Consider the following 19,983-nt stretch of genomic DNA (forward strand, 5'->3'; position numbering starts at 1 on the left):
TAGCTTTGTGATCGGCAAATGCCGTTCACAGGGATACGTCATGAATAGTTTTCTGCACACTTCAAGCCAAGATGAAAATGATCATGCACGGTTCGAAATAATTAGAAGAAGCGAGCAGGGTGCACCAGAAACATTAGCCTATATCAAGGATATTTATCAGCGCCATTACGGGGCCGAGATGACGCCCGGTTCCGATTGGCTGGTGGCGCGTCGCAACCTGGCCAGTGGTGCGTTGACCGCCTGCGCGGGCATCTCCTTCGCGTCGCCTGCCCGGCCACTTTTTTCCGAGCGCTATTTCGACACACCGATCGAAACCGTGCTGGCGGGGCTGAGCAAGCAGGTACTGCGGCGTGAACACATCGTTGAGATCGGCTCGCTGGCGTCTGACGACTCCCATGCCGCCGCGGAAATTATCAAGGCATTGCCGATACTCGCCTGGTTCATGGGCGCTAAAGCCATCCTGTGCACGTCGACGCGCAGGTTGCGCGTTTTGCTCAAATACCACGGCATTCCGCTGCGGGTCATGGGCGAGGCCGAAAGTGCTCGGCTGTCGCCGCAGGAACTGCAGCAGTGGGGCACTTACTATGCGCAATCGCCGCAGACCGGCGTGATTCTGCTCGAAGAGTGCTCGCATCTGTTCAACCAGTACTGCGGCCGGTTGAAGTTTTCTGCGTTTGATCACCTGATCGCCCATACCGAGCAGGTGGCGGCATGAATGTCCTGAGTGAAATCATGGCGCAGGCGCTGCGCACACCGGATGCGCCTGCCGTGGTGCAACTGGCGGCGGATTGTACGGCGCCCGAGGCGGTGGCACTTACCTATCGACAACTGGTGGCCCAGGCACAACGGTTGGCGAGCGTCCTGATCGATGAGACGCCCGCCGCCGGCCAGGTGGGCCTGGTGATGGGGAACAGCGTCGAGTGGGTGGTGGCCGATCTGGCATCAATGCTTGCTGCACGGGTCGAGGTGCCTGTACCCCTGGCGTTTTCCGTGGATCAGGCGCGGCATCTGTTGCAGGGGTGTGCGCTGGTTCTGGTCGACGAAGCGGGCGAACGCACCCTGGATATGTGGCGTTGCGCCGGGCTGAGGCTGTCCGCGGCGGTGCGCAGCGTCTCGGTGGTCAATGAGCCTGCGCCGGGCCGGGTGTCGATGCCCGCCGCGGGCGCCGCCACCGACAGCGTGATCAAGGTGATTCACACCTCCGGTACGACGTCCCGGCCCAAAGGTGTGAAGATCCGGCGCGACGGGTTGGGCGCATTGGTCGAGGCGCTGTGGCAACGGGCGCGGCGCGATGATTATCAGCGCTATCTGGTTCTGGTGCCATTGAGCCTGTTGATCGAACAGGTCACCGCGCTCTATATGCCCTTGACGTCTGGCGGTGCCGTGCTGTTGCCCGCGCCCAGCCTCGCTCCCCTTGGCAGTCCGGGAGTGATCGCCGAAGACCGCCTGGACTTGATCCGCCAGGCACGACCCACGGCCATGACACTGACCCCGGCGCTGGTCGAGGCGATTGCCCGGCGCGCTGAAACCCTGGGGGCCATCGAGCGCATCGAAGGGTTATTCGGTACGCCGCGATTGCCGCTGCTGGCGGCCGGTGGCGGCCCAGTGGACGTCGAGGTCCTGCTGCGCCTGCAGCGAGCAGGCATTGATGTATTCCAAGGGTATGGCCTCAGCGAGAACAGTTCGGTGGCCACCTGGAACTTTCGTGGCGCGAACCGCGTGGGCAGCGTCGGGCAAGCATTGCCGCATGTCACGTTGCGCCTGGGCGCGGACGGTGAGCTGCTGCTGCGCAGCAGTTCGCTGTTTGCCGGGTACACCAATGAAGACCCCAGCAGTTGCGCCCTCGATGATGAAGGCTGGTTGCACACCGGCGACCTGGCGCGGATCGACGCAGACGGCTTCGTCAGCATCATCGGTCGCAAAAAAACCATGATCATCACCGGCAATGGCCGCAACGTGTCTCCCGAATGGCTCGAAGCCGCTTATCGGCAAGTGCCGGGTGTCGAGCAGGCGATTGTCTACGGCGACCGGCAGGCGTTCATGGGAGGCGTGTTCATCATCGACGCCCAGGCCGACCCGGCCGACGTCGGCGCCGCCATCGCAGCGTTCGCCCGCACACACCTCAACGAAATTGAACAGATTGCGCAGCCGCTGCTGATTCCGCGCAGTGAAGAGGCCATGCGTCGATTGTTCACCGTGACTGGACGGCCCCGTCGCGACCAGTTGCCCGCGTTCCTGAATGACTGCACCGCGAGGATTCGCGCATGAAGCTCATGACTTCACCCCACACCGCCCACGCTGGCCTGATCGTCGTGCCCGAGAAGCCTCAGGCACTGCATGCACTGGAACCCGGCATGCTGAAACAGTGGTTGATCACCCACGGTTACCTGGTACTGCGCGGCTTTGACCACAGCATTGACGCGTTCTCCCGATTGGTTCGCCAGAGCAGCAGTCGAATCAGCCTGGACCCCGCACGCAGTTTCGATGGCGACACGGCGCAGAAAGTCGACGCCGGACTGGGCGCCGTGGGCCTGCACTGTGAAAACGGCAACAGCCCCTTCTGGCCAGACCTCTGCTGGTTCTATTGCCAAGTGCCGCCGGCGCGCGGTTCCCAGACGACCCTGTGCGACGGCAAGGCGGTGTATGGGCATCTCGCGCCCGAACATCGCGCGGCGTTCAGCGAGCGCGACATCCTGTACGCCCGCCGCGTGGAGGCCATTAAATGGAAGACCTATGCCTTTCATGCGTTGGCCCACAGCGAAGGCGCACCGGCCTGCATTGAGTCCGTCGTGCTGCAGGACTTGGTCTCGCTCACCGCCGGCACCTCTGGCGCGCAGATCGAGCTCAACGCGGACGATTCGATCACTTACCGCTTTCGCACCCCCGCCGTGCGTAACAGCCGGCTTTCAGACGAGATTGGGCCGAGTTTCGCCAACAGTATTTTCGGTCCCTCCAACCATTACGAAGCGCCACGCATCACCTTTGTCGATGGCGAACCGATCGATCCGCAGCTGTTGCTCGCCGTGGAGGCCGTGTGCGAGCGCTTCACCGTCGACGTCGGCTGGCAGCACGGCGACGTGGTGCTGATCGACAACACCCGTGTCATGCACGGGCGTCGAGCGATCGACGACCCGGCCCGCACCATCTTCAACGCCCTTTCCTATGCCCATTGAGAACACCGCGATGAACGCTCTGAAGAACATTAACGAACTGGCTCATATCAATTACTTGCACCCCAACCGCATGGAGTGGGCCGCCGCCCGCACCGATGCCGAGTTGCAGTTCCTCTCCACCGCGCTGGTCGGGGAGGCTGGCCAGGAAGAAAAAGCAGTGGCTTATCTGTACAAGGAACTGGGGCAACTGGCCGAAATCGAGATGCATGTCGCCAATACCATGACGCGCATACTCTGCGAAGCGCAGGCCGACCACGATACGCTCGGCGCGGGGGACGCCCTGTATGGCGCGCTGTCGTGTTTCGCCGCCGAAGAAATCAACCACGCCAGCAGCTTCTATCAGTACATCCGGCATTTGTCCGGGCGTGACATCAAGCTCAAGGACAACCTGTTCAACGAGCGTCGCGCACTCTATGACGAAAACGACTCGCCGCGGATCAAACTGGCCGCACTCTGTGCCACCGCCTATGTGGGTGAATCAATCATTACCGTGTTCGAACGTCGTTTGAAGGTGCTCGACCCGATGCAGCGTAGCCTGCTGACGCGTCTCCTGCATTTTCATGGCCTGGATGAGGCACGGCATATCCAGTTCGATCATTACATCTTCGAACACGTGATTCCGTCGCTCACCGTCTCCGAGCGTCGACGCATGCACCAGTTGATTCACGACACCGAGGCGATGAACACGCAACTGGCTATCACCAGCGGCGAGCAGATCAAGGCGGCATTCAATCTGGACTACACGCAAAACAACAGGGCCGCCGAGACCCAGTTGGACATGACGCTGCGGTTTCGTGAAATCGTGCAGTCTCAGGATTTGATTCGCACGGTCGACGAGCACATGGACGTGGACACGGCGGGCATCGTCAAAGCGTTCTCCAGCGCCAGCGCGATACATACCCAGTACTTTCATTGAGGGTTGCCACATGAAGCCGCAAACACTTGCCGCACAGGCATCGGTGAACCAAGGGAAGTACCCGTTGAGTGTCGTGGCAGTGCTTGTTGCGCTGTTTCTGGCAGCGATGGACAGCACGGCGGTCAGTACCATCCTGCCGCAGATCAATGCGCAGTTGCAGGACACGACGCTGTATCCGTGGGTTGTTTCCGGCTTCTTGTTACCCTTGGCGCTGATCGCACCGTTGGCGGGGGCCTTGGCCGACCGCTTCGGGGTCAGCGCAATGATGAAAGTCAGCCTGCTGGTATTCATTGGCGCCTCGGCCTGGATCGCCAGCAGCCAGAGCATGCTCATGGTGATTGTCGGCAGGGCGCTGCAAGGCATGGGCGCGGGCGGGATCATTGTGCTGTCCTATTCATTGCTGGCTTCCCTGTTCGAGGGGCCACGGCGCGCGAATATGCAAGGCATGCTCAGCGGCGTATGGGGCCTGGCCGCCATTCTGGGGCCGGTCGCGGGGACGGTATTGGGCAGCACTTTGAGCTGGCGCGCGGTCTTTTGGCTGAACTTGCCGTTGGGGGCGCTGGCCTTGTTGGCGCTGTGCTTTGCCCCGACGGTGGGGCGTGGCCAATCGAGCCGGCATGTCGATGCGCTGGCGCAAAGTGCGCTGGCGATATTGGCGTGTGCCGGGTTGTTCCTGCTGAGCGGCCATCCGCTGGCATGGATGGCGTATCCCATATCGACACTGGTGGTCATCATGCTCATCAGCCTGTTGGTATTGCTGGTGCGTGTGCGCAGGATTCCGCGCAGCAGCCCAGTGCCCCTGGGTTTCTTCGCTCAACCAGCGCTGGGGGCGACCCTGGTGCTGGTGATCACTTCAAGCATCGGTCTTTATGCCTCGGTCAGTCTGTTGCCGATTGCCCTCAGTCATGGCACCGGTGGGGCGTTGTCGAGCGGCGCGCTGATCATGCTGGCCGCGCTGGGCTGGGTGGCTGGCGCGACATTCTGCGGCAAGCGTCTGGCGCGCGTGGGCTTCAGGCCCATGGCGGCGGGCGGTATGTCGATGCTGCTGCTCGGCTGCCTGTGCGTCGCGGCAGGCCTGCGCTGGGCGTTCTGGCCGGCCATTGCCGTCGGCCAGGTATTGATTGGCTCCGGCATGGGCTTCACCGCGACCACCACCCTGGTTTTTGCGCAGAACTGCGCGCCCCCGGATCAGTTGGGTGCCTACACCTCCACGGTACAATTCCTGCGTAGTCTGGGTGCGGCGTTTGGTGTTAACGGCATGGTCGCCGTGGCGCTTCATCTGCCTTCGGAGAGTGCCTATCCAGGCACCTTCCTGCTGCTTGGTCTTGTCATGGGATGCGGTTTATTCTTCGCCTACGGATTGCCTGTAAAACATGGATTACGAGAAGACTGACCGGGGTAGGCATGCATCACGATGAAACACATTATTCAGCATTGGTCATTGAGCGGCAGTTAACGAACATCAAGGACGAAGGGGAGCCCCACAGGCACCCGGTCGGCCAATTTGTATTAGTGAAAAAAGGCATGCTCTACGGCCATACGGAGGACCAACGCTGGTTGCTCAAACCCGGCATGGCCGTGTGGATCCCGCCGCATACCCTGCATGCAGGCGTTGCGTACAGCCAGGTTGACCTGACCGTGTTGTACCTGGGCCGGGAACAGTCGAAGGGGTTCTCCACCACCCTCAAACTGATTGAATCCTCGGCGCTGATCATTGCGCTGTGCGATCGACTGGCTGAAGAGGCTGCCCGGCCGCTGTCGGAGGCGCAGCGCAACTGCATTCTGCAATTGTTGTTACAGGACATCACCGAACTCTCGGCCAGTAATATGGTGTTGCCTTTGCCCAGTGACGGGCGGCTCAAACGCGTGACCGACCAGTTGATTGCCCGGCCAGGGTTGCGCAAGAGCCTGGCGGAGTGGGGCAATGAAGTCGGTGCCACCGAGCGCACGCTGACTCGCCTGTTTCGCAAGGAAACCGGGTTGTGCTACACCCAATGGTATAACCGCCTGTTACTCGTCGAGGCCTATCGCGGGTTGATGATCGAACCTACCAACGAGCGCCTTGCGCACCACCTGGGGTTTGCCTCCAGCGATTCATTCGGCCATTGGTTTCGCCGCGTCACCGGCAGCAGCCCGGGAAAAGTGCGCAGCAGTCTGCAGGGCGTCGCTGCAAGAGCGGCTTGAGACTGTCCGTTTCGTTCGGCTTTGTGGCTGACTGAACCATTTTGGACAGGATGCCGCTGCCTTAGGGTGAAGGCTCATATCCGATGAGGTTGGGCCTGATGATCGACTACGACGCAATTAAAATCTTCCACGCGCTGGCAGCGGTCGCGGCAACCGGACCGCTGCTGGTCGCCCCATGGCTGTCCGCCCAGCTCAAACACTGCAGTCATGACAACAAGCCATTACTGCTGCGCGGTCTGACGTTTACCGATCGCTTCTATAATGTAGCGGGTTGGGGGCTGATCCTGAGCGGCATCCTGATGTTTTGGCTCAAGGAGTGGCAGCGCTGCTTCGAACTCTGGTTTTTGCTCAGTGTGGCCCTGTTCGTGCTGGATTCGGCAGTGGAGAAGCGTTGGCGCGAGCCTGCGCACGAGGTGTTGCAAGCCAGCACCCCTGATGCCGAACAGTGGCAACCGGCGGCGCGGCAGATCCATCGCGGGGTGCTGGGGCAAGCGCTATGCACCTCGGCGATCCTGCTGGTGATGCTGCTGCACAGCACGCTGGACCTGAAGGTGCTGGCGCTCAAGCTATTCTGAGGATCTTGAGCGACGCCGGTCGGCGTTCTGCATCTGTGCACAGGATCATCTTGACGTAGAATACCTGCCTTTGTTTATGCAGTTCATCAGAGGGCTCCATTTTGGCTCAATACGTCTTCACCATGCATCGGCTGGGCAAAGTTGTTCCGCCGAAGCGGGAAATTCTTAAAAACATCTCGCTGTCCTTTTTTCCTGGCGCCAAGATCGGCGTGCTCGGCCTCAACGGTTCGGGTAAATCCACGCTGTTGAAAATCATGGCCGGTGTCGATACCGAGTTCGAGGGCGAAGCCCGCCCGATGCCCGACCTGAACATCGGCTACCTGCCACAGGAGCCGATCCTCGACCCGACCAAGACCGTGCGTGAAGTGGTTGAAGAAGCCGTCAGCGTGATCAAGGACGCCCAGGCGCGCCTGGACGAGGTCTACGCCGCCTACGCTGAACCGGATGCCGATTTCGACAAGCTTGCCGCCGAACAGGCCAAGCTCGAAGCCATTCTGCAAGCTGGCGACGGTCACAATTTGGAGCGCCAGCTGGAAGTCGCCGCCGACGCGCTGCGCCTGCCGGCGTGGGACGCCAAGGTCGAGCACCTGTCCGGTGGTGAAAAACGTCGTGTGGCCCTGTGCCGCCTGCTGCTGTCAGCCCCGGACATGCTGCTGCTAGACGAACCGACCAACCACCTGGACGCCGATTCCGTCGCCTGGCTGGAACATTTCCTTCACGATTTCCCGGGCACCGTGGTTGCGATCACGCACGACCGCTACTTCCTGGACAACGTGGCCGGCTGGATCCTCGAACTCGACCGTGGCGCCGGTATCCCTTACGAGGGCAACTACTCCGGCTGGCTGGAAGCCAAGTCCGACCGTCTGGCCGCCGAATCCAAGCAGCAGTCGGCCCACGAAAAAGCCATGAAGGAAGAATTGGAGTGGGTGCGCAAGGGCGCCAAGGCTCGCCAGTCCAAATCCAAGGCCCGTCTGCAACGCTTCGAAGAAATGCAGTCGCAGGAATTCCAGAAGCGCAGTGAAACCAACGAGATCTACATCCCGGCCGGTCCACGCCTGGGTGACAAGGTCATCGAGTTCAAGAACGTCTGTAAAGGCTATGGCGACCGTGTGTTGATCGACAACTTGTCGTTTTCCATGCCAAAAGGCGCGATAGTCGGCGTTATCGGCGGTAACGGCGCAGGTAAATCCACGCTGTTCCGCATGCTGATGGGCAAGGAAACCCCGGACTCCGGCAGCATCGAGATCGGCGAAACCGTGCAACTGGCCTGTGTGGACCAGAGCCGTGAAGACCTGGATGGCAGCAAGACCGTGTTCCAGCAGATCTCCGACGGTTCCGATCAGATCCGTATCGGCAACTATGAAATTCCGGCGCGCACTTATGTCGGCCGTTTCAACTTCAAGGGCGGCGATCAGCAGAAGTTCGTCAAGGACCTGTCCGGTGGTGAGCGTGGTCGCTTGCACCTGGCCCTGACCCTGAAAGAGGGCGGCAACGTCCTGCTGCTCGACGAACCGTCCAACGACCTCGACGTTGAAACCCTGCGTTCCCTCGAAGAAGCCCTGCTGGACTTCCCGGGCGCCGCCATTGTGATCTCTCACGATCGGTGGTTCCTTGACCGCGTCGCGACGCACATCCTGGCGTACGAAGATGATTCCCAAGCGGTGTTCTTCGAAGGCAACTACACCGAGTATGAAGCGGACCGTAAAAAGCGCTTGGGTGAAGCAGCTGCCCAGCCGCACCGCGTACGTCATAAAAAACTGGCCTGATTCGGGTTGGTGGTTTGAAAGAGCGGAGCCTTCGGGGCTCCGTTTTTTTGGGTGTTTTTCAGGGATACCACAATGAATTCATTCGCGAGCAAGCCCGCTCCCACATTTGACCGCATTCCATAATTGGAACGGGATCGAATGTGGGAGCGGGCTTGCTCGCGAAAGCGGTTTAACTGTTGGTGCGTGCTCTAAGCTGGAATCCCTTTTTTGGTGCGATAAAGCGCACTTATTTATATGCAATGCACCATTTAAATTCACAAAGGCGACATTTTGCCCTGTCGCAGTGCGAAATGAATTGATAAAGTCCGGCTCAATCTCCCTTAACAACAATCAATTTGCCGAGACTTTTCATGACCGAATCCGTCGAGTCCTTCCTCGCCCGCCTCAAGAAACGCGACCCCGACCAGCCGGAATTCCACCAGGCCGTAGAAGAAGTCCTACGCAGCCTGTGGCCGTTTCTCGAAGCCAACCCCCACTACCTGAGCGCCGGTATTCTGGAGCGCATTTGCGAACCGGAACGTGCGATTACTTTCCGGGTGTCGTGGGTGGATGATCAGGGCAAGGTTCAGGTCAATCGCGGTTTCCGTATCCAGATGAACAGCGCCATCGGCCCTTACAAAGGTGGCCTGCGCTTCCATCCTTCGGTGAACCTGGGGGTGTTGAAGTTTCTCGCCTTCGAACAGACCTTCAAGAATTCCCTGACCTCGCTGCCCATGGGCGGCGGGAAAGGTGGCTCGGATTTCGACCCCAAGGGCAAGAGCGACGCTGAAGTCATGCGTTTCTGCCAGGCGTTCATGAGCGAGCTGTACCGCCATATCGGCGCTGATGTGGATGTACCGGCCGGCGATATCGGCGTGGGCGCCCGTGAAATCGGCTTCCTGTTCGGCCAGTACAAACGCCTGAGCAACCAGTTCACCTCGGTGTTGACCGGCAAGGGTATGACCTACGGCGGCAGCCTGATCCGCCCGGAAGCTACCGGTTTCGGCTGCGTGTACTTCGCTGAAGAAATGCTCAAGCGCAACGGCCAGCGGGTTGAAGGCAAGCGCGTGGCCGTGTCCGGCTCCGGTAATGTGGCGCAGTACGCGGCGCGCAAGGTCATGGACCTGGGCGGCCAAGTGATTTCCCTGTCTGACTCCGAAGGCACGCTGTACGCCGAAAACGGCTTGACCGAAGAACAATGGTCGGCGCTGCTGGCGCTGAAAAACGTGCAGCGCGGTCGCATCAGCGAACTGGCCGAGCGTTTCGGCCTGGAGTTCCTCAAAGGCCAGGCCCCTTGGGCACTGGCCTGCGACATCGCATTGCCCTGCGCGACCCAGAACGAGCTCGACGCCGACGCCGCACGCACGCTGCTGCGCAACGGCTGCATCTGCGTGGCCGAAGGCGCCAATATGCCTACGACGCTCGCGGCTGTGGATATCTTTATCGAGGCAGGGATTCTCTTCGCCCCCGGCAAGGCCTCTAATGCCGGTGGCGTAGCAGTGAGCGGGTTGGAAATGTCGCAGAACGCCATGCGCCTGCTGTGGACCGCCGGTGAAGTGGACAGCAAGCTGCACAGCATCATGCAGTCCATCCACCACGCCTGCGTGCATTACGGCGAAGAAAACGGCCGGATCAACTACGTCAAAGGCGCAAACATCGCGGGCTTCGTCAAAGTCGCTGACGCGATGCTGGCCCAAGGCATCGTCTAAACCTCGGGCTCGATGCGCAGCACTTCAATCAACTGATCGCCGACGGGGCGTTTCCACAACACCTCGTCGCCTACCTGGGCACCCAGCAACGCGCGGCCCAGGGGCGAGCCCCAGTTGATCAAGCCGGCGCCCGCATCGGCCTGGTCCTCGCCGACCAACTGGATGCGCTGCTGTTCGTCCTGTTCAGTGGCGAAGGTCACCCAGCTGCCAATCTGTACCTTGTCGGTGGACGTGGCCGGTACCACGACCTGGGCGCTTTGTACGCGCTGGTTGAAGTAACGCAGATCCCGTTCAAGATCAGCCTGGCGCTGTTTATCAGCCTTCTCGCCCTTGGTGGATTCGGTGCTGTATGCCTGTTGCAACTGCGCGACCTTGGCCTGCAACTGCGCCAGCCCTTGCGCGGTCAGGCGATTGGGCTGGTCACTGACCTGACGCTCCACTGGCTGATCAGCCTGGGCGGCGGCGTTGTCTTCATTTACAAATGCACGGCTCATGGTGTTCTCCCTCAATGGAGTTTGGGCCATGTTCACCGCGCTTTAGTTTCGATGGATATCTGAAAGCGGCCTATTGCGAGCGATAAGCCCTGGCGGCGTCGCGGTCTTTCTCCTGTTGCCACGCCCGATCCCGGTCATCCCAGTGGCGTTCCTTATAGTCGCGCAGATCCTCGTTCTCGCGCATCGCCTTGCACTGGCGAAAACCGTCTTCCCAGCCTTCGGCGTATTGCCGGTCCTTGAGATAGCGAACAACGTTCTTGCGAAACTCACCGGTAATCACCCCGGCGGCCTGGCGACCGCTGCTGCAGCCATCATCGAAGCCGTCGGCAAAAGCCGGTGGGTAACCCCTGGCCAGCAAATCCTGGTGAGTTGACTGGCAACCCGACAACATCATCACTGCACACAGCAATACCGCAGACCGCCACATGGCGTACTCCCTGGCCGTTTCACGGCTTATAGGGAGAAGTCTAGATTGGGATTCGTTGGGGAGATGTGAAAGCGCTGTGAGAAATGTGTGGCGGGCGCAAACCGCACGATGGTCCTGGCCGAACTCAGAACCAAATGTGGGAGCGGGCTTCGTTGCTTGAATCTTGCATAAGCGGTCGACTGCATTCCTGTGGCGAGCGGGCTTGCCCCGCGCTGGGGTGCGAAGCGCCCCCAATGAAGGCGATGCGGTGGATCAGGCCTACCTCTGCGCCGGGTTTTAGGGCTGCTGCGCAGCCCAACGTGGGGCAAGCCCGCTCGCCACAGAGGACCCAGTTTGCTGCGCGACAGCGCTACGTCGAAGCGGTAGTGGAACTCTCATATTTTGATCTTGGCCAGGCTTCAATCAGTAGTGATACCACTTCACTTCAAGCATCACTTCATTCACCGGTGTCGACAAGTGGCTGTATTCGCGCTGCGCGCTCAGGCGCAGGCCCAGGTTGCGTGACAGTTCCCATTGCTGGTTGAGACTGATGCTGCGGCGCACTTCGCCATTGGTGAAGAAATCACCCTTGGCTTCCAGGCTCAGATTGCCCAGCGGATTTTTCCATAGCACACCGGTGTTGAACCCGGCCGCCGGGGAGATGGCTTCGTTGAAGTCATTGTTGTGTTCCACGCGCACGGTGCCGAGGGCGAAGCCGAGCATGTCGTCGCGCAGTTGCCAGGTGCCGCCGGCGCCGCCGTTGACGTGGGCGACCAAAGTTTCGTCATCGTGTTTGCCGGGTACGCGCTCGAGGCCGCCGGTGACTTGCCATGACCAGGGCTGCAACAGGGCGTTGCGCGGGGTCAGGGAGCGGATGGTGGCGAGGTCCAGTTGCTGCAGTTGCCAGTGGTTGCCTTCGTACTGGCGCAGTTTCATTTGCAGGATTTCGATCTGCGCGCCGAGTGGGAAGCCTTCGGCGTTGTCGTTGAGGTCGTGGTAGGCCATGCGCAGGCCGTATTCGCCGAATGCCTTGTCGCCACGGGTGCCGATGCCGGCTTGCCAGGTGCGCGATTCATGGCCGTTCTCCGGCAGGCCTGGGGGCGTGATCTTCAGGTCGGGCGCGGGGTTCTGGTTGATCGCGCGCAGCAGTTCGAAGCTGCGCTGGGAGCGGGCGCTGTCGCGTTCCAGGCCATTGGCGCGATAGCGGCCCAGGCGATACGCTGCGTCGATGATCAAGGCCTGGCGCTCGCGGGGCAACGCTTTGAAGGTCGGGTCCTGCAATTGTTTCTGGTCGTCGCTGACTTTGAGCACCCATTGCTGCTCATCACCGTCCAACGGCTTGGCGCGTTCGAGCAGCTCGCGTTCACGGGACGGCCGGTAATCGATCTTTTCTACAAGACCTGCGTCTTTCACGGCCTTGACCGTGTCGGTAGGGATGGCGGTCAGCGGAAACTGTTCGGTCAGGCGCAAGCCGGGGCGCGCCACTTGCAACAGTTCAAGCAGGCGATAGGAGCAGTTTTCATCAAAGAAAAAATAGTCGAACTGGATCTGCTTGAGCTCCCACACGTGCTCGACCATGCGTTTGGTCTCGACTTCGGTCAGGTTCAGACGGTATTCCCACAGGTCGCGGTTTTCGAGGCTACGGTACTCGGAAAGTTTTTCCTGATAGGGCACCAGGGCGAACAGCCCGGGATAACCGCCCATCAGGCCTTTCCAGGCATAGAGGATGCTGTTGTCGGAACCCTCGATATAGGCGCCGAAGTTGATCGCGTAGCTGAGCAGGGCGGTGTTGTTGCTCTGTACGTCGGCCTGGTCGATGCGCAGCAGGGTGTGGCCGAACATCGAGGACGGGCTGTTGAGGTAGGCCGCCGGGAAGATCATCACCGCGCTGTGGGGGGCGACGTCCTTGAACCATTGCTTGAATTCTGTGCAGTCCACCGCAGGCAGGTCAGTGAGGTGCAACTGGTCCTTGAGCCAACGGGTGCGTGCGGGATAAACGCATTGGGCATGTTTTTCGCCAAGGCTGGCCGGTGCGTAGAGCGCATCAACGGTGGCCTTGAGTTCGGCGTCGGGATGGTGGGCGCCATCGGCGGCGAGGAAAAACTTCTTATCGCTGACATAGCTGCGCCAGCCACTGATTTTACCGGCTTCGTAATGGCCCAGAGAGAGCCAGAACGGATCATTGGCCAGGTGCTGCAAACGTTGATCATCGATAGGCGGCGCCGCGTACAGCGGGGCGCAGGTAAAGAGTGCCAGCCAGGCAAAGCGTTTGAGCATAGGGGCAACTTAAGTCGGAAGAAATAAAGACCCAAAGGGGAGGCGGGTCCAAAAAAGAGCCCGCGCCTTGGTAGGCGCGGGCGGGTCGAGCTTAAGCCTGGGTCGCGTATTTCGCCAGACGGGCATCACTTTTCAGTACGGCAATGGTGTTGTTGTGCACATCGTCAGCAGTCACGTCAGCCTTGCTGAAGATTTGCTGGAAGTGTTCGTGAGTCACGGCTGCGAAGTGCTCGCGGTCTTCCGGTGCAACGCCCAGTACCACCGCGTAGGTGGTCAGTGCTTCGCCATTACCCTTGGCCATGTCTTCGGACAGCTCGTTCATCATGCCATTCATGGCAATCCAGGACTTGCCGCCGTAGGACAGCGCGCTGTTGGTGCTGCAACCGTTGGTGCCCGAGGTCATGCCGAAGGTGGCGTTACCCGAAGTACCGTTGGTGGTGGAAGCCAGGAAGTGAGCTGGAGTGCCGCGCTGGCCTTCGAACAACATGTTGCCCCAACCGCAGTTCGGGCCACCGGGTGCTTCTGCCATTGCATTGAGGGATACGACGGTGAAGAGAGTACCGAGAAGGATCCGTTTCATAGCTTTGTTCTCTTTGTGTGCAAACCAATGGACAAGGGTTCAGGCACTTCATAGCGCCCTAGGGATCGGTTATTAGTCCAACCCGCGCAGTTTGGAGTTTAGGCACGTTCCAAGGGTTCCGTGAGTTTTTTATAAAACAATGAATGATGTCACGATATTTTTGCAGGACGCATCCCGCGTCTCTGCTTTCCTGAAAAGCGCGCCTTGCCAGAGCGCGTGACCGGGAGCCAGAATGCCCCATCTGCCCCGCCTGATGTAAGGAAGCCCGATGCCTGATCCTGTTGCTGCCAGCTTGCGTCTAGCGCCCGAAGCGCTGACTCGCCCTTTCTCCGCTGAACAGTTCAGCTTCTCGACCACCAATGATCTGGAGCCTTTTCGCGGTGTGCTTGGCCAGGAACGCGCGGTTGAAGCCTTGCAGTTCGGTGTGGCCATGCCACGCCCCGGTTACAACGTGTTCGTCATGGGCGAGCCCGGTACCGGCCGCTTTTCGTTCGTCAAACGCTACCTGAAGGCCGAAGGCAAGCGCCTGCAGACCCCGGCTGACTGGGTCTATGTGAACAATTTCGATGAGCCACGCGAACCCCGAGCCCTGGAATTACCGGGCGGCGCGGCGGCGGCGTTCATCGCCGATATCAATGCTCTGATCGACAACCTGGTTGCCACTTTCCCGGCGGCCTTCGAGCATCCCACCTACCAGCAGCGCAAAAGCGCCATCGACCGCGCCTTCAACCAGCGCTACGACAAGGCCCTGGACGTGATCGAGCGCCTGGCCCTGGAAAAAGACGTGGCGCTGTACCGCGACAGCAGCAATATCGCGTTTACCCCGATGCTCGACGGCAAAGCGCTGGACGAGGCCGAGTTCTCGCAGTTGCCGGAAGCCGATCGCGAGCGTTTCCACACCGACATTTCCGAGCTGGAAGAGCGCCTCAACGAAGAACTGGCAAGCCTGCCGCAGTGGAAGCGTGAGTCCAACAACCAACTGCGTCAGTTCAACGAAGAAACCATCACCCTGGCCCTGCAGCCGTTGCTCGCACCGCTGTCGGAAAAGTACGCGGAAAACGCCGCCGTCTGCGGTTACCTGCAAGCGATGCAGGTGTACCTGCTCAAAACAGTGGTCGAGCAATTGGTCGATGATGCCAAGACCGACGCCCAGGCGCGCAAGCTGCTCGAAGAGCAATACTGCCCGAGCCTGGTGGTGGGCCATTCAGTCAACGGCGGCGCACCGGTGGTGTTTGAACCGCACCCGACCTACGACAACCTGTTCGGCCGCATCGAATACAGCACCGACCAGGGCGCGCTCTACACCACCTATCGCCAGTTGCGTCCGGGCGCCTTGCACCGTGCCAACGGCGGTTTCCTGATTCTTGAAGCCGAGAAAATGCTCAGCGAGCCGTTCGTATGGGACGCGCTCAAGCGTGCCCTGCAGTCGCGCAAGCTGAAGATGGAGTCGCCGCTGGGCGAGCTGGGCCGCCTGGCCACCGTGACCCTCAACCCGCAGATGATTCCGTTGCAGGTCAAGGTGATCATCATCGGTTCGCGCCAGTTGTACTACGCGTTGCAGGACGCCGATCCGGACTTCCAGGAGATGTTCCGGGTGCTGGTGGACTTCGACGAAGACATCCCGATGGTCGACGAAAGCCTGGAGCAGTTCGCCCAGTTGCTCAAAACCCGCACCTCGGAAGAGGGCATGGCGCCGCTGACGTCGGATGCGGTGGCGCGCCTGGCCACCTACAGCGCGCGGCTGGCCGAACACCAGGGGCGTTTGTCGGCGCGCATCGGCGACTTGTTCCAGTTGGTGAGCGAGGCGGACTTCATCCGCCACCTGGCGGGCGACGAAATGACCGACGCCGGCCACATCGAGCGCGCGCTCAAGGCCAAGGCCACGCGCACCGGGCGGGTCTCGGCGCGGATTCTCGACGACATGCTCGCCGGGGTCATCCTGATCGACACCGCGGGCGCGGCGGTGGGCAAGTGCAACGGCCTGACAGTTTTGGAGGTGGGCGACTCGGCCTTCGGCGTGCCGGCACGGATTTCCGCCACGGTGTACCCGGGCGGCAGCGGCATTGTCGACATCGAGCGTGAGGTCAACCTTGGCCAGCCCATCCACTCCAAGGGCGTGATGATCCTCACCGGGTACCTGGGCAGCCGCTATGCCCAGGAATTCCCGCTGGCGATCTCGGCAAGTATCGCGCTGGAACAGTCCTACGGTTATGTGGACGGCGACAGTGCGTCCCTGGGCGAAGCGTGCACCTTGATCTCGGCCTTGTCGAAAACGCCGCTCAAGCAGTGCTTTGCCATCACCGGCTCGATCAACCAGTTTGGCGAAGTGCAGGCCGTAGGCGGGGTCAACGAGAAGATCGAAGGTTTCTTCCGTCTCTGCGAAGCGCGCGGTTTGACCGGGGAGCAGGGTGCGATCATTCCCCAGGCCAACGTCGCCACGCTGATGCTCGATGAAAAAGTCCTGCAGGCCGTGCGCGCCGGACAGTTCCACATCTATGCCGTGCGCCAGGCGGACGAGGCCTTGAGCCTGCTGGTGGGTGAGCCTGCCGGTGAGCCGGATGCCGAGGGGCAATTTCCCGAAGGCTCGGTGAATGCACGCGTGGTCGAGCGGTTACGCGCGATTGCCGAGATGATCAGTGAAGAAGACTTGAAGGAGGCTGAAAAAGAGTTGGCGCTACAGGCGTTGGCGGAAGCCAAGCCGAGCTGATTATTTTGCCAAAATCATGGCCGAGTGGGAGCTGGCTTGCCTGCTATAGCCATCTCTGTAGTGAGCGGGCTTGTCCCGCGCTGGGTGGCGAAGCCGCCCCAAACCAGGCGACCCGGTTCAATCTGGAACTCGGCGGTGTCTTTATTGGGGCGGCTCCGCCAACCAGCGCGGGCGGTGCGACGATTCGCCAAGCCCGCTCACTCCAGATGGGCCTGCGGTGTGGTTGGATCGCTTGCAAGGCTCGTCATTAAATTGACTCCATCCTGAGGGGCCAACGCCCGTTGGTCCCTACAACCTTGGTTTGTCGTGGCTTTCTTCTATTCTTGATTCAGGGATATCCACAGGAATCGCTGGATAGAAACAGCCTTGCCCCAGGCTGAGGCTGGACACCGACCTACCGAGGGTCGCCGCCATGCCGCGCAACCTTTGCCTTACCCGCCAGTGCTTTGGCCTGGTCACCCGTATCGAATGTGCCATTCGCCCTCTTGCGGGGGATAACGGGCTGTGGACTTTATTATTCGCCGCCGGAATGACCGGCGAACAGCCTTCCACCATCAAGTCCGAAGGCCCGTTTGCCGGGCCGGTCGTGGCGCAACACATGCTGCAAGCTATCGTGGACAACTTGACCTTATGCGGTTATGAGCTGGCGCGCGACCCGCAGATCTGGTGCCTGCATTTGCAGGCCTATCTGCGCCAGCTCAACGCGAGGCACGAACAGCTGGCCTGATAGCCGCCGTTTATTTGCTCTCGGGCTTGTCCAACTTGACTTCAAAGCCGTATTGCACGGTGCCCAGGTCGGTGCGCTGGTAGCTTTCCAGGGATGTCGGCTGGCCGTAGAAGTAGTGCACGTCAAACATCGCCGTGCCGTACTCCTCGGCACGGTGGCTGACCCCGAGAATTTCCTTGAGGTAATTGCCACTGGCGTCTTTGGCGTAGAAGCGCCAGCTGTCGGCGGGGAACTCCTTCTGGTCGACGATCAGCGCGTTGTCCTTGAGCGATAGCCCCTTGGGCAGCTTGGCTACGTCTATCTCGCCCTTCTCGATGGTCGCCAGAAACAGCGGAATCGAGCCCACCACGAAGGCCGGGTCTTCCGGAAACAGGTTCAGGTCGTAGGTGAGGGTGCCGCGCGTGGGGTTGAGTTCGAAGGCTTCGGTCGGCAACTCGATCGGCTCGCCGCGTTCGCCTTTTTCGTCGGCGGTGAAGAAGGTCACCGGTGACTCACTGCTGGTGCGCTCGCTGCCGATCAGGTCATCGTTGAAGGTGAACGGGTGGTCGAACGCGATGTGCGCGGCGCTGGCGTCTTCCACCGACTGGCTGATGGTGACGCTGTTTTTCAGCTGCTCTTCGGTCAGGCTCGCGCCTTTGAGCCAGCTGGCGGCGCCATCGTCATAGACGGTGACCGGCATCGGTAACGCCTGAACGGTTGGCTGCAGGCTGTTCTTGTCGAAGCGCAGCACCGGCAGGTCGAGGTCCTTGCGGGTCAGCGTAGCGCTGGAAAAATCCAGCACGTTAACTTGCAGGTTGTCGACCAGCCCGTTGAAATACACCTTGGCGTAATGACTGCTCTGCTGGTGTTCGAAGGCTTTCTGTTGCTCGGTCAGCTTTTTTTCGAGCGCATCCGACCATGCGTCCTGCTTCTGCATCTCGGCCAGTTGCTTCTCGTAGAACGCCACCTGCGCGCTGCTTTCGTTGATCGAGCCAGAACGTGTTAGGAATTGCCCGGTGCTGTCGCGTGCCTGTACCAGCAGGGGATTAGGCGATTCTTCGCCCACTTGCGGCGCCAGTGGCAGGCTGTTGGTCATCTCGATTTCGGCGTAGTTTTTGTCCAGATGCACCAGGGTGAGGGTGATATTGCCTTCGGTGCGCGTGTGGCCCACGTCCTGTTTCGACAGCTCGAATGTCAACACCTTGCCCGGCGCAACCACTTCAACCGTGCCTTTGAGGCTGACCGGCTGTGGCTGGCTCTTGTTTTCCGTCTCGATGCCGTCGAAGAAGGGGTAGGTCACCGTCAGGTCGTCGGGGTTGGTCAGGTTGGAACTGCTGGGGCTCAGTTGGATGCCAGGATCGGTTTCCGACCATTCCGGCTGAAAGGGGATGACTTTGTTGTTGCTCAAGGTCACCGACTGCCATTCCAGGCCATGAGGGAAGGGAAACGCGTCGGGCATGCCGAAATTGAAGGGGAAGACCGGCTGCAGGTCCGTCAGGTAGTCGGAGTGGGAGGTCTTGCGCAGCACAAACAGGCCATTGATGTAGGTGTCCACCAGTGCCTGGGGCGTGGGGTAATGCTTGAGCAAGGCCAGGGCGTCTTCGCCGTATTCGGTTTCGATGGGCTTGCTGGCGAGCTTGGTCCGCGCCCGCTCCAGTAACAGCAGCGAGCCTCCGAGGTCTGCGATGGCGTCGCGCAGCTTGGGGTCGTGGATGCTGTCGAGGGACTGTTCGAACGTTGCGGTTTTCTCTTCGAGGGAGGCCTGCTTCTGCTCGTCGCTGGGGGAGCACCCGCCGGCCAGCAGCAATACCGTGCACAGGCCGATACCGGCCAAAGGGAATCGCACATCCATCATCTGAGTTTTTCCTGTCCGACGTCATCGAGCCGAGTTATTGGGCTCGACACTAGCAGAAAAATTCTCTTACAGATGCCGCCCCGGTCAGTTTTCTCGTGGTTACAGGTGGCTTGTAGCGGCTGGTATACTCGCCGTCATTTCTAGCCAAGCTGTGTGAGATCCCATGGAACGCTTTATCGAAAACACTATGTACGCCTCACGCTGGCTGCTGGCGCCGATCTATCTCGGGCTGTCCCTGGGCTTGCTGATCCTGGCGCTGAAGTTCTTCCAGGAAATCATTCACGTGATTCCCAACATTTTCACCATGCTGGAAGCCGAGGTGATCCTGCTGCTCTTATCGCTGATCGACATGGCGCTGGTCGGCGGCCTGTTGGTCATGGTGATGATTTCCGGCTACGAGAACTTCGTTTCGCAGCTGGATATCGATGAAAACAAAGAAAAGCTCAACTGGCTCGGCACCATGGACTCTTCATCGCTGAAGATGAAGGTCGCGGCCTCCATCGTGGCCATTTCGTCCATCCACCTGCTGCGCATCTTCATGGACGCCAAGAACGTCGATCCCCAGCACCTGATGTGGTACGTGATCATCCACATGACCTTCGTGGTTTCAGCCTTTGCCATGGGCTATCTGGACAAGCTCACCAAGCATTGATGCC

17 protein-coding genes are annotated in these 19,983 nt (G+C 60.3%); 12 read left to right on the plus strand and 5 right to left on the minus strand.

Annotated elements, in window-relative coordinates; all coding sequences use genetic code 11:
* The first annotated feature begins 40 nt into the window (after positions 1-40).
* The 9 genes from ACLH0H_RS13015 (at position 41) to gdhA (ending at position 10,302) form a co-directional block, all read left to right on the plus strand.
* Complete coding sequence (locus ACLH0H_RS13015; RefSeq protein WP_411382264.1) at positions 41-715, plus strand: thermostable hemolysin; 675 nt, start codon at positions 41-43, stop codon at positions 713-715.
* On the plus strand, positions 712-2,268 hold the full coding sequence (locus ACLH0H_RS13020) for an AMP-binding protein (RefSeq protein WP_411382265.1): 1,557 nt from the start codon (positions 712-714) through the stop codon (positions 2,266-2,268). The genes ACLH0H_RS13015 and ACLH0H_RS13020 overlap by 4 nt, the downstream gene beginning before the upstream one ends.
* Positions 2,265-3,173: a TauD/TfdA family dioxygenase gene (locus ACLH0H_RS13025; RefSeq protein WP_411382266.1), complete on the plus strand. Its 909-nt coding sequence runs from the start codon at positions 2,265-2,267 to the stop codon at positions 3,171-3,173. Before ACLH0H_RS13020 ends, ACLH0H_RS13025 begins: the two co-directional genes overlap by 4 nt.
* Before the next feature lie 10 nt (positions 3,174-3,183).
* Complete coding sequence (locus tag ACLH0H_RS13030; RefSeq protein ID WP_411382267.1) at positions 3,184-4,089, plus strand: diiron oxygenase; 906 nt, start codon at positions 3,184-3,186, stop codon at positions 4,087-4,089.
* Between the two features lie 10 nt (positions 4,090-4,099).
* Entirely contained in the window at positions 4,100-5,482 is a 1,383-nt protein-coding gene (locus ACLH0H_RS13035; protein WP_411382268.1) for an MFS transporter, read from the plus strand.
* A gap of 11 nt (positions 5,483-5,493) precedes the next feature.
* A complete protein-coding gene (locus tag ACLH0H_RS13040; RefSeq protein ID WP_411382269.1) occupies positions 5,494-6,273 on the plus strand; it encodes an AraC family transcriptional regulator in 780 nt (259 codons plus the stop codon).
* Positions 6,274-6,371: 98 nt separating this feature from the next.
* Complete coding sequence (locus ACLH0H_RS13045; protein ID WP_411382270.1) at positions 6,372-6,848, plus strand: hypothetical protein; 477 nt, start codon at positions 6,372-6,374, stop codon at positions 6,846-6,848.
* Positions 6,849-6,949: 101 nt separating this feature from the next.
* Positions 6,950-8,614, plus strand: coding sequence for an energy-dependent translational throttle protein EttA (gene ettA / locus ACLH0H_RS13050; RefSeq protein ID WP_411382271.1), 1,665 nt, complete (start codon positions 6,950-6,952; stop codon positions 8,612-8,614).
* Between the two features lie 350 nt (positions 8,615-8,964).
* Positions 8,965-10,302 carry an NADP-specific glutamate dehydrogenase gene (gene gdhA, locus ACLH0H_RS13055; RefSeq protein WP_411382272.1) on the plus strand — a complete coding sequence of 446 codons (1,338 nt, stop codon included), beginning with the start codon at positions 8,965-8,967 and terminating at the stop codon, positions 10,300-10,302.
* On the opposite strand, the gene ACLH0H_RS13060 is transcribed toward gdhA, so the two are convergent.
* The 4 genes from ACLH0H_RS13060 to ACLH0H_RS13075 all read right to left on the minus strand — a co-directional run bounded on the left by ACLH0H_RS13060 (position 10,299) and on the right by ACLH0H_RS13075 (position 14,059).
* Entirely contained in the window at positions 10,299-10,796 is a 498-nt protein-coding gene (locus ACLH0H_RS13060) for a GreA/GreB family elongation factor (RefSeq protein ID WP_411382273.1), read from the minus strand. The genes gdhA and ACLH0H_RS13060 overlap by 4 nt on opposite strands.
* Before the next feature lie 70 nt (positions 10,797-10,866).
* Positions 10,867-11,223, minus strand: coding sequence for a hypothetical protein (locus ACLH0H_RS13065; protein ID WP_411382274.1), 357 nt, complete (start codon positions 11,221-11,223; stop codon positions 10,867-10,869).
* 402 nt (positions 11,224-11,625) lie between these two features.
* A complete protein-coding gene (locus ACLH0H_RS13070; protein ID WP_411382275.1) occupies positions 11,626-13,479 on the minus strand; it encodes a DUF4105 domain-containing protein in 1,854 nt (617 codons plus the stop codon).
* A 91-nt stretch (positions 13,480-13,570) separates the two neighbouring features.
* Positions 13,571-14,059 (minus strand): DUF3015 domain-containing protein, encoded by a 489-nt coding sequence (locus ACLH0H_RS13075; protein WP_010206666.1) that lies wholly within the window; start codon positions 14,057-14,059, stop codon positions 13,571-13,573.
* Between the two features lie 268 nt (positions 14,060-14,327).
* Between ACLH0H_RS13075 and ACLH0H_RS13080 the strand changes: the two genes are divergently transcribed.
* Both ACLH0H_RS13080 and ACLH0H_RS13085 read left to right on the plus strand, forming a co-directional pair.
* Positions 14,328-16,766: a Lon protease family protein gene (locus tag ACLH0H_RS13080; RefSeq protein ID WP_411382276.1), complete on the plus strand. Its 2,439-nt coding sequence runs from the start codon at positions 14,328-14,330 to the stop codon at positions 16,764-16,766.
* Between the two features lie 412 nt (positions 16,767-17,178).
* Positions 17,179-17,493: a hypothetical protein gene (locus tag ACLH0H_RS13085; protein ID WP_411382277.1), complete on the plus strand. Its 315-nt coding sequence runs from the start codon at positions 17,179-17,181 to the stop codon at positions 17,491-17,493.
* A gap of 10 nt (positions 17,494-17,503) precedes the next feature.
* On the opposite strand, the gene ACLH0H_RS13090 is transcribed toward ACLH0H_RS13085, so the two are convergent.
* Positions 17,504-19,327, minus strand: coding sequence for a hypothetical protein (locus ACLH0H_RS13090; protein WP_411382278.1), 1,824 nt, complete (start codon positions 19,325-19,327; stop codon positions 17,504-17,506).
* 163 nt (positions 19,328-19,490) lie between these two features.
* Between ACLH0H_RS13090 and ACLH0H_RS13095 the strand changes: the two genes are divergently transcribed.
* Positions 19,491-19,979, plus strand: coding sequence for a TIGR00645 family protein (locus ACLH0H_RS13095; RefSeq protein WP_005791582.1), 489 nt, complete (start codon positions 19,491-19,493; stop codon positions 19,977-19,979).
* Positions 19,980-19,983: the final 4 nt, after the last annotated feature.

Origin of the sequence: Pseudomonas sp. MPB26 (assembly GCF_046605355.1) — a bacterium.
GTDB lineage: Bacteria > Pseudomonadota > Gammaproteobacteria > Pseudomonadales > Pseudomonadaceae > Aquipseudomonas > Aquipseudomonas cedrina.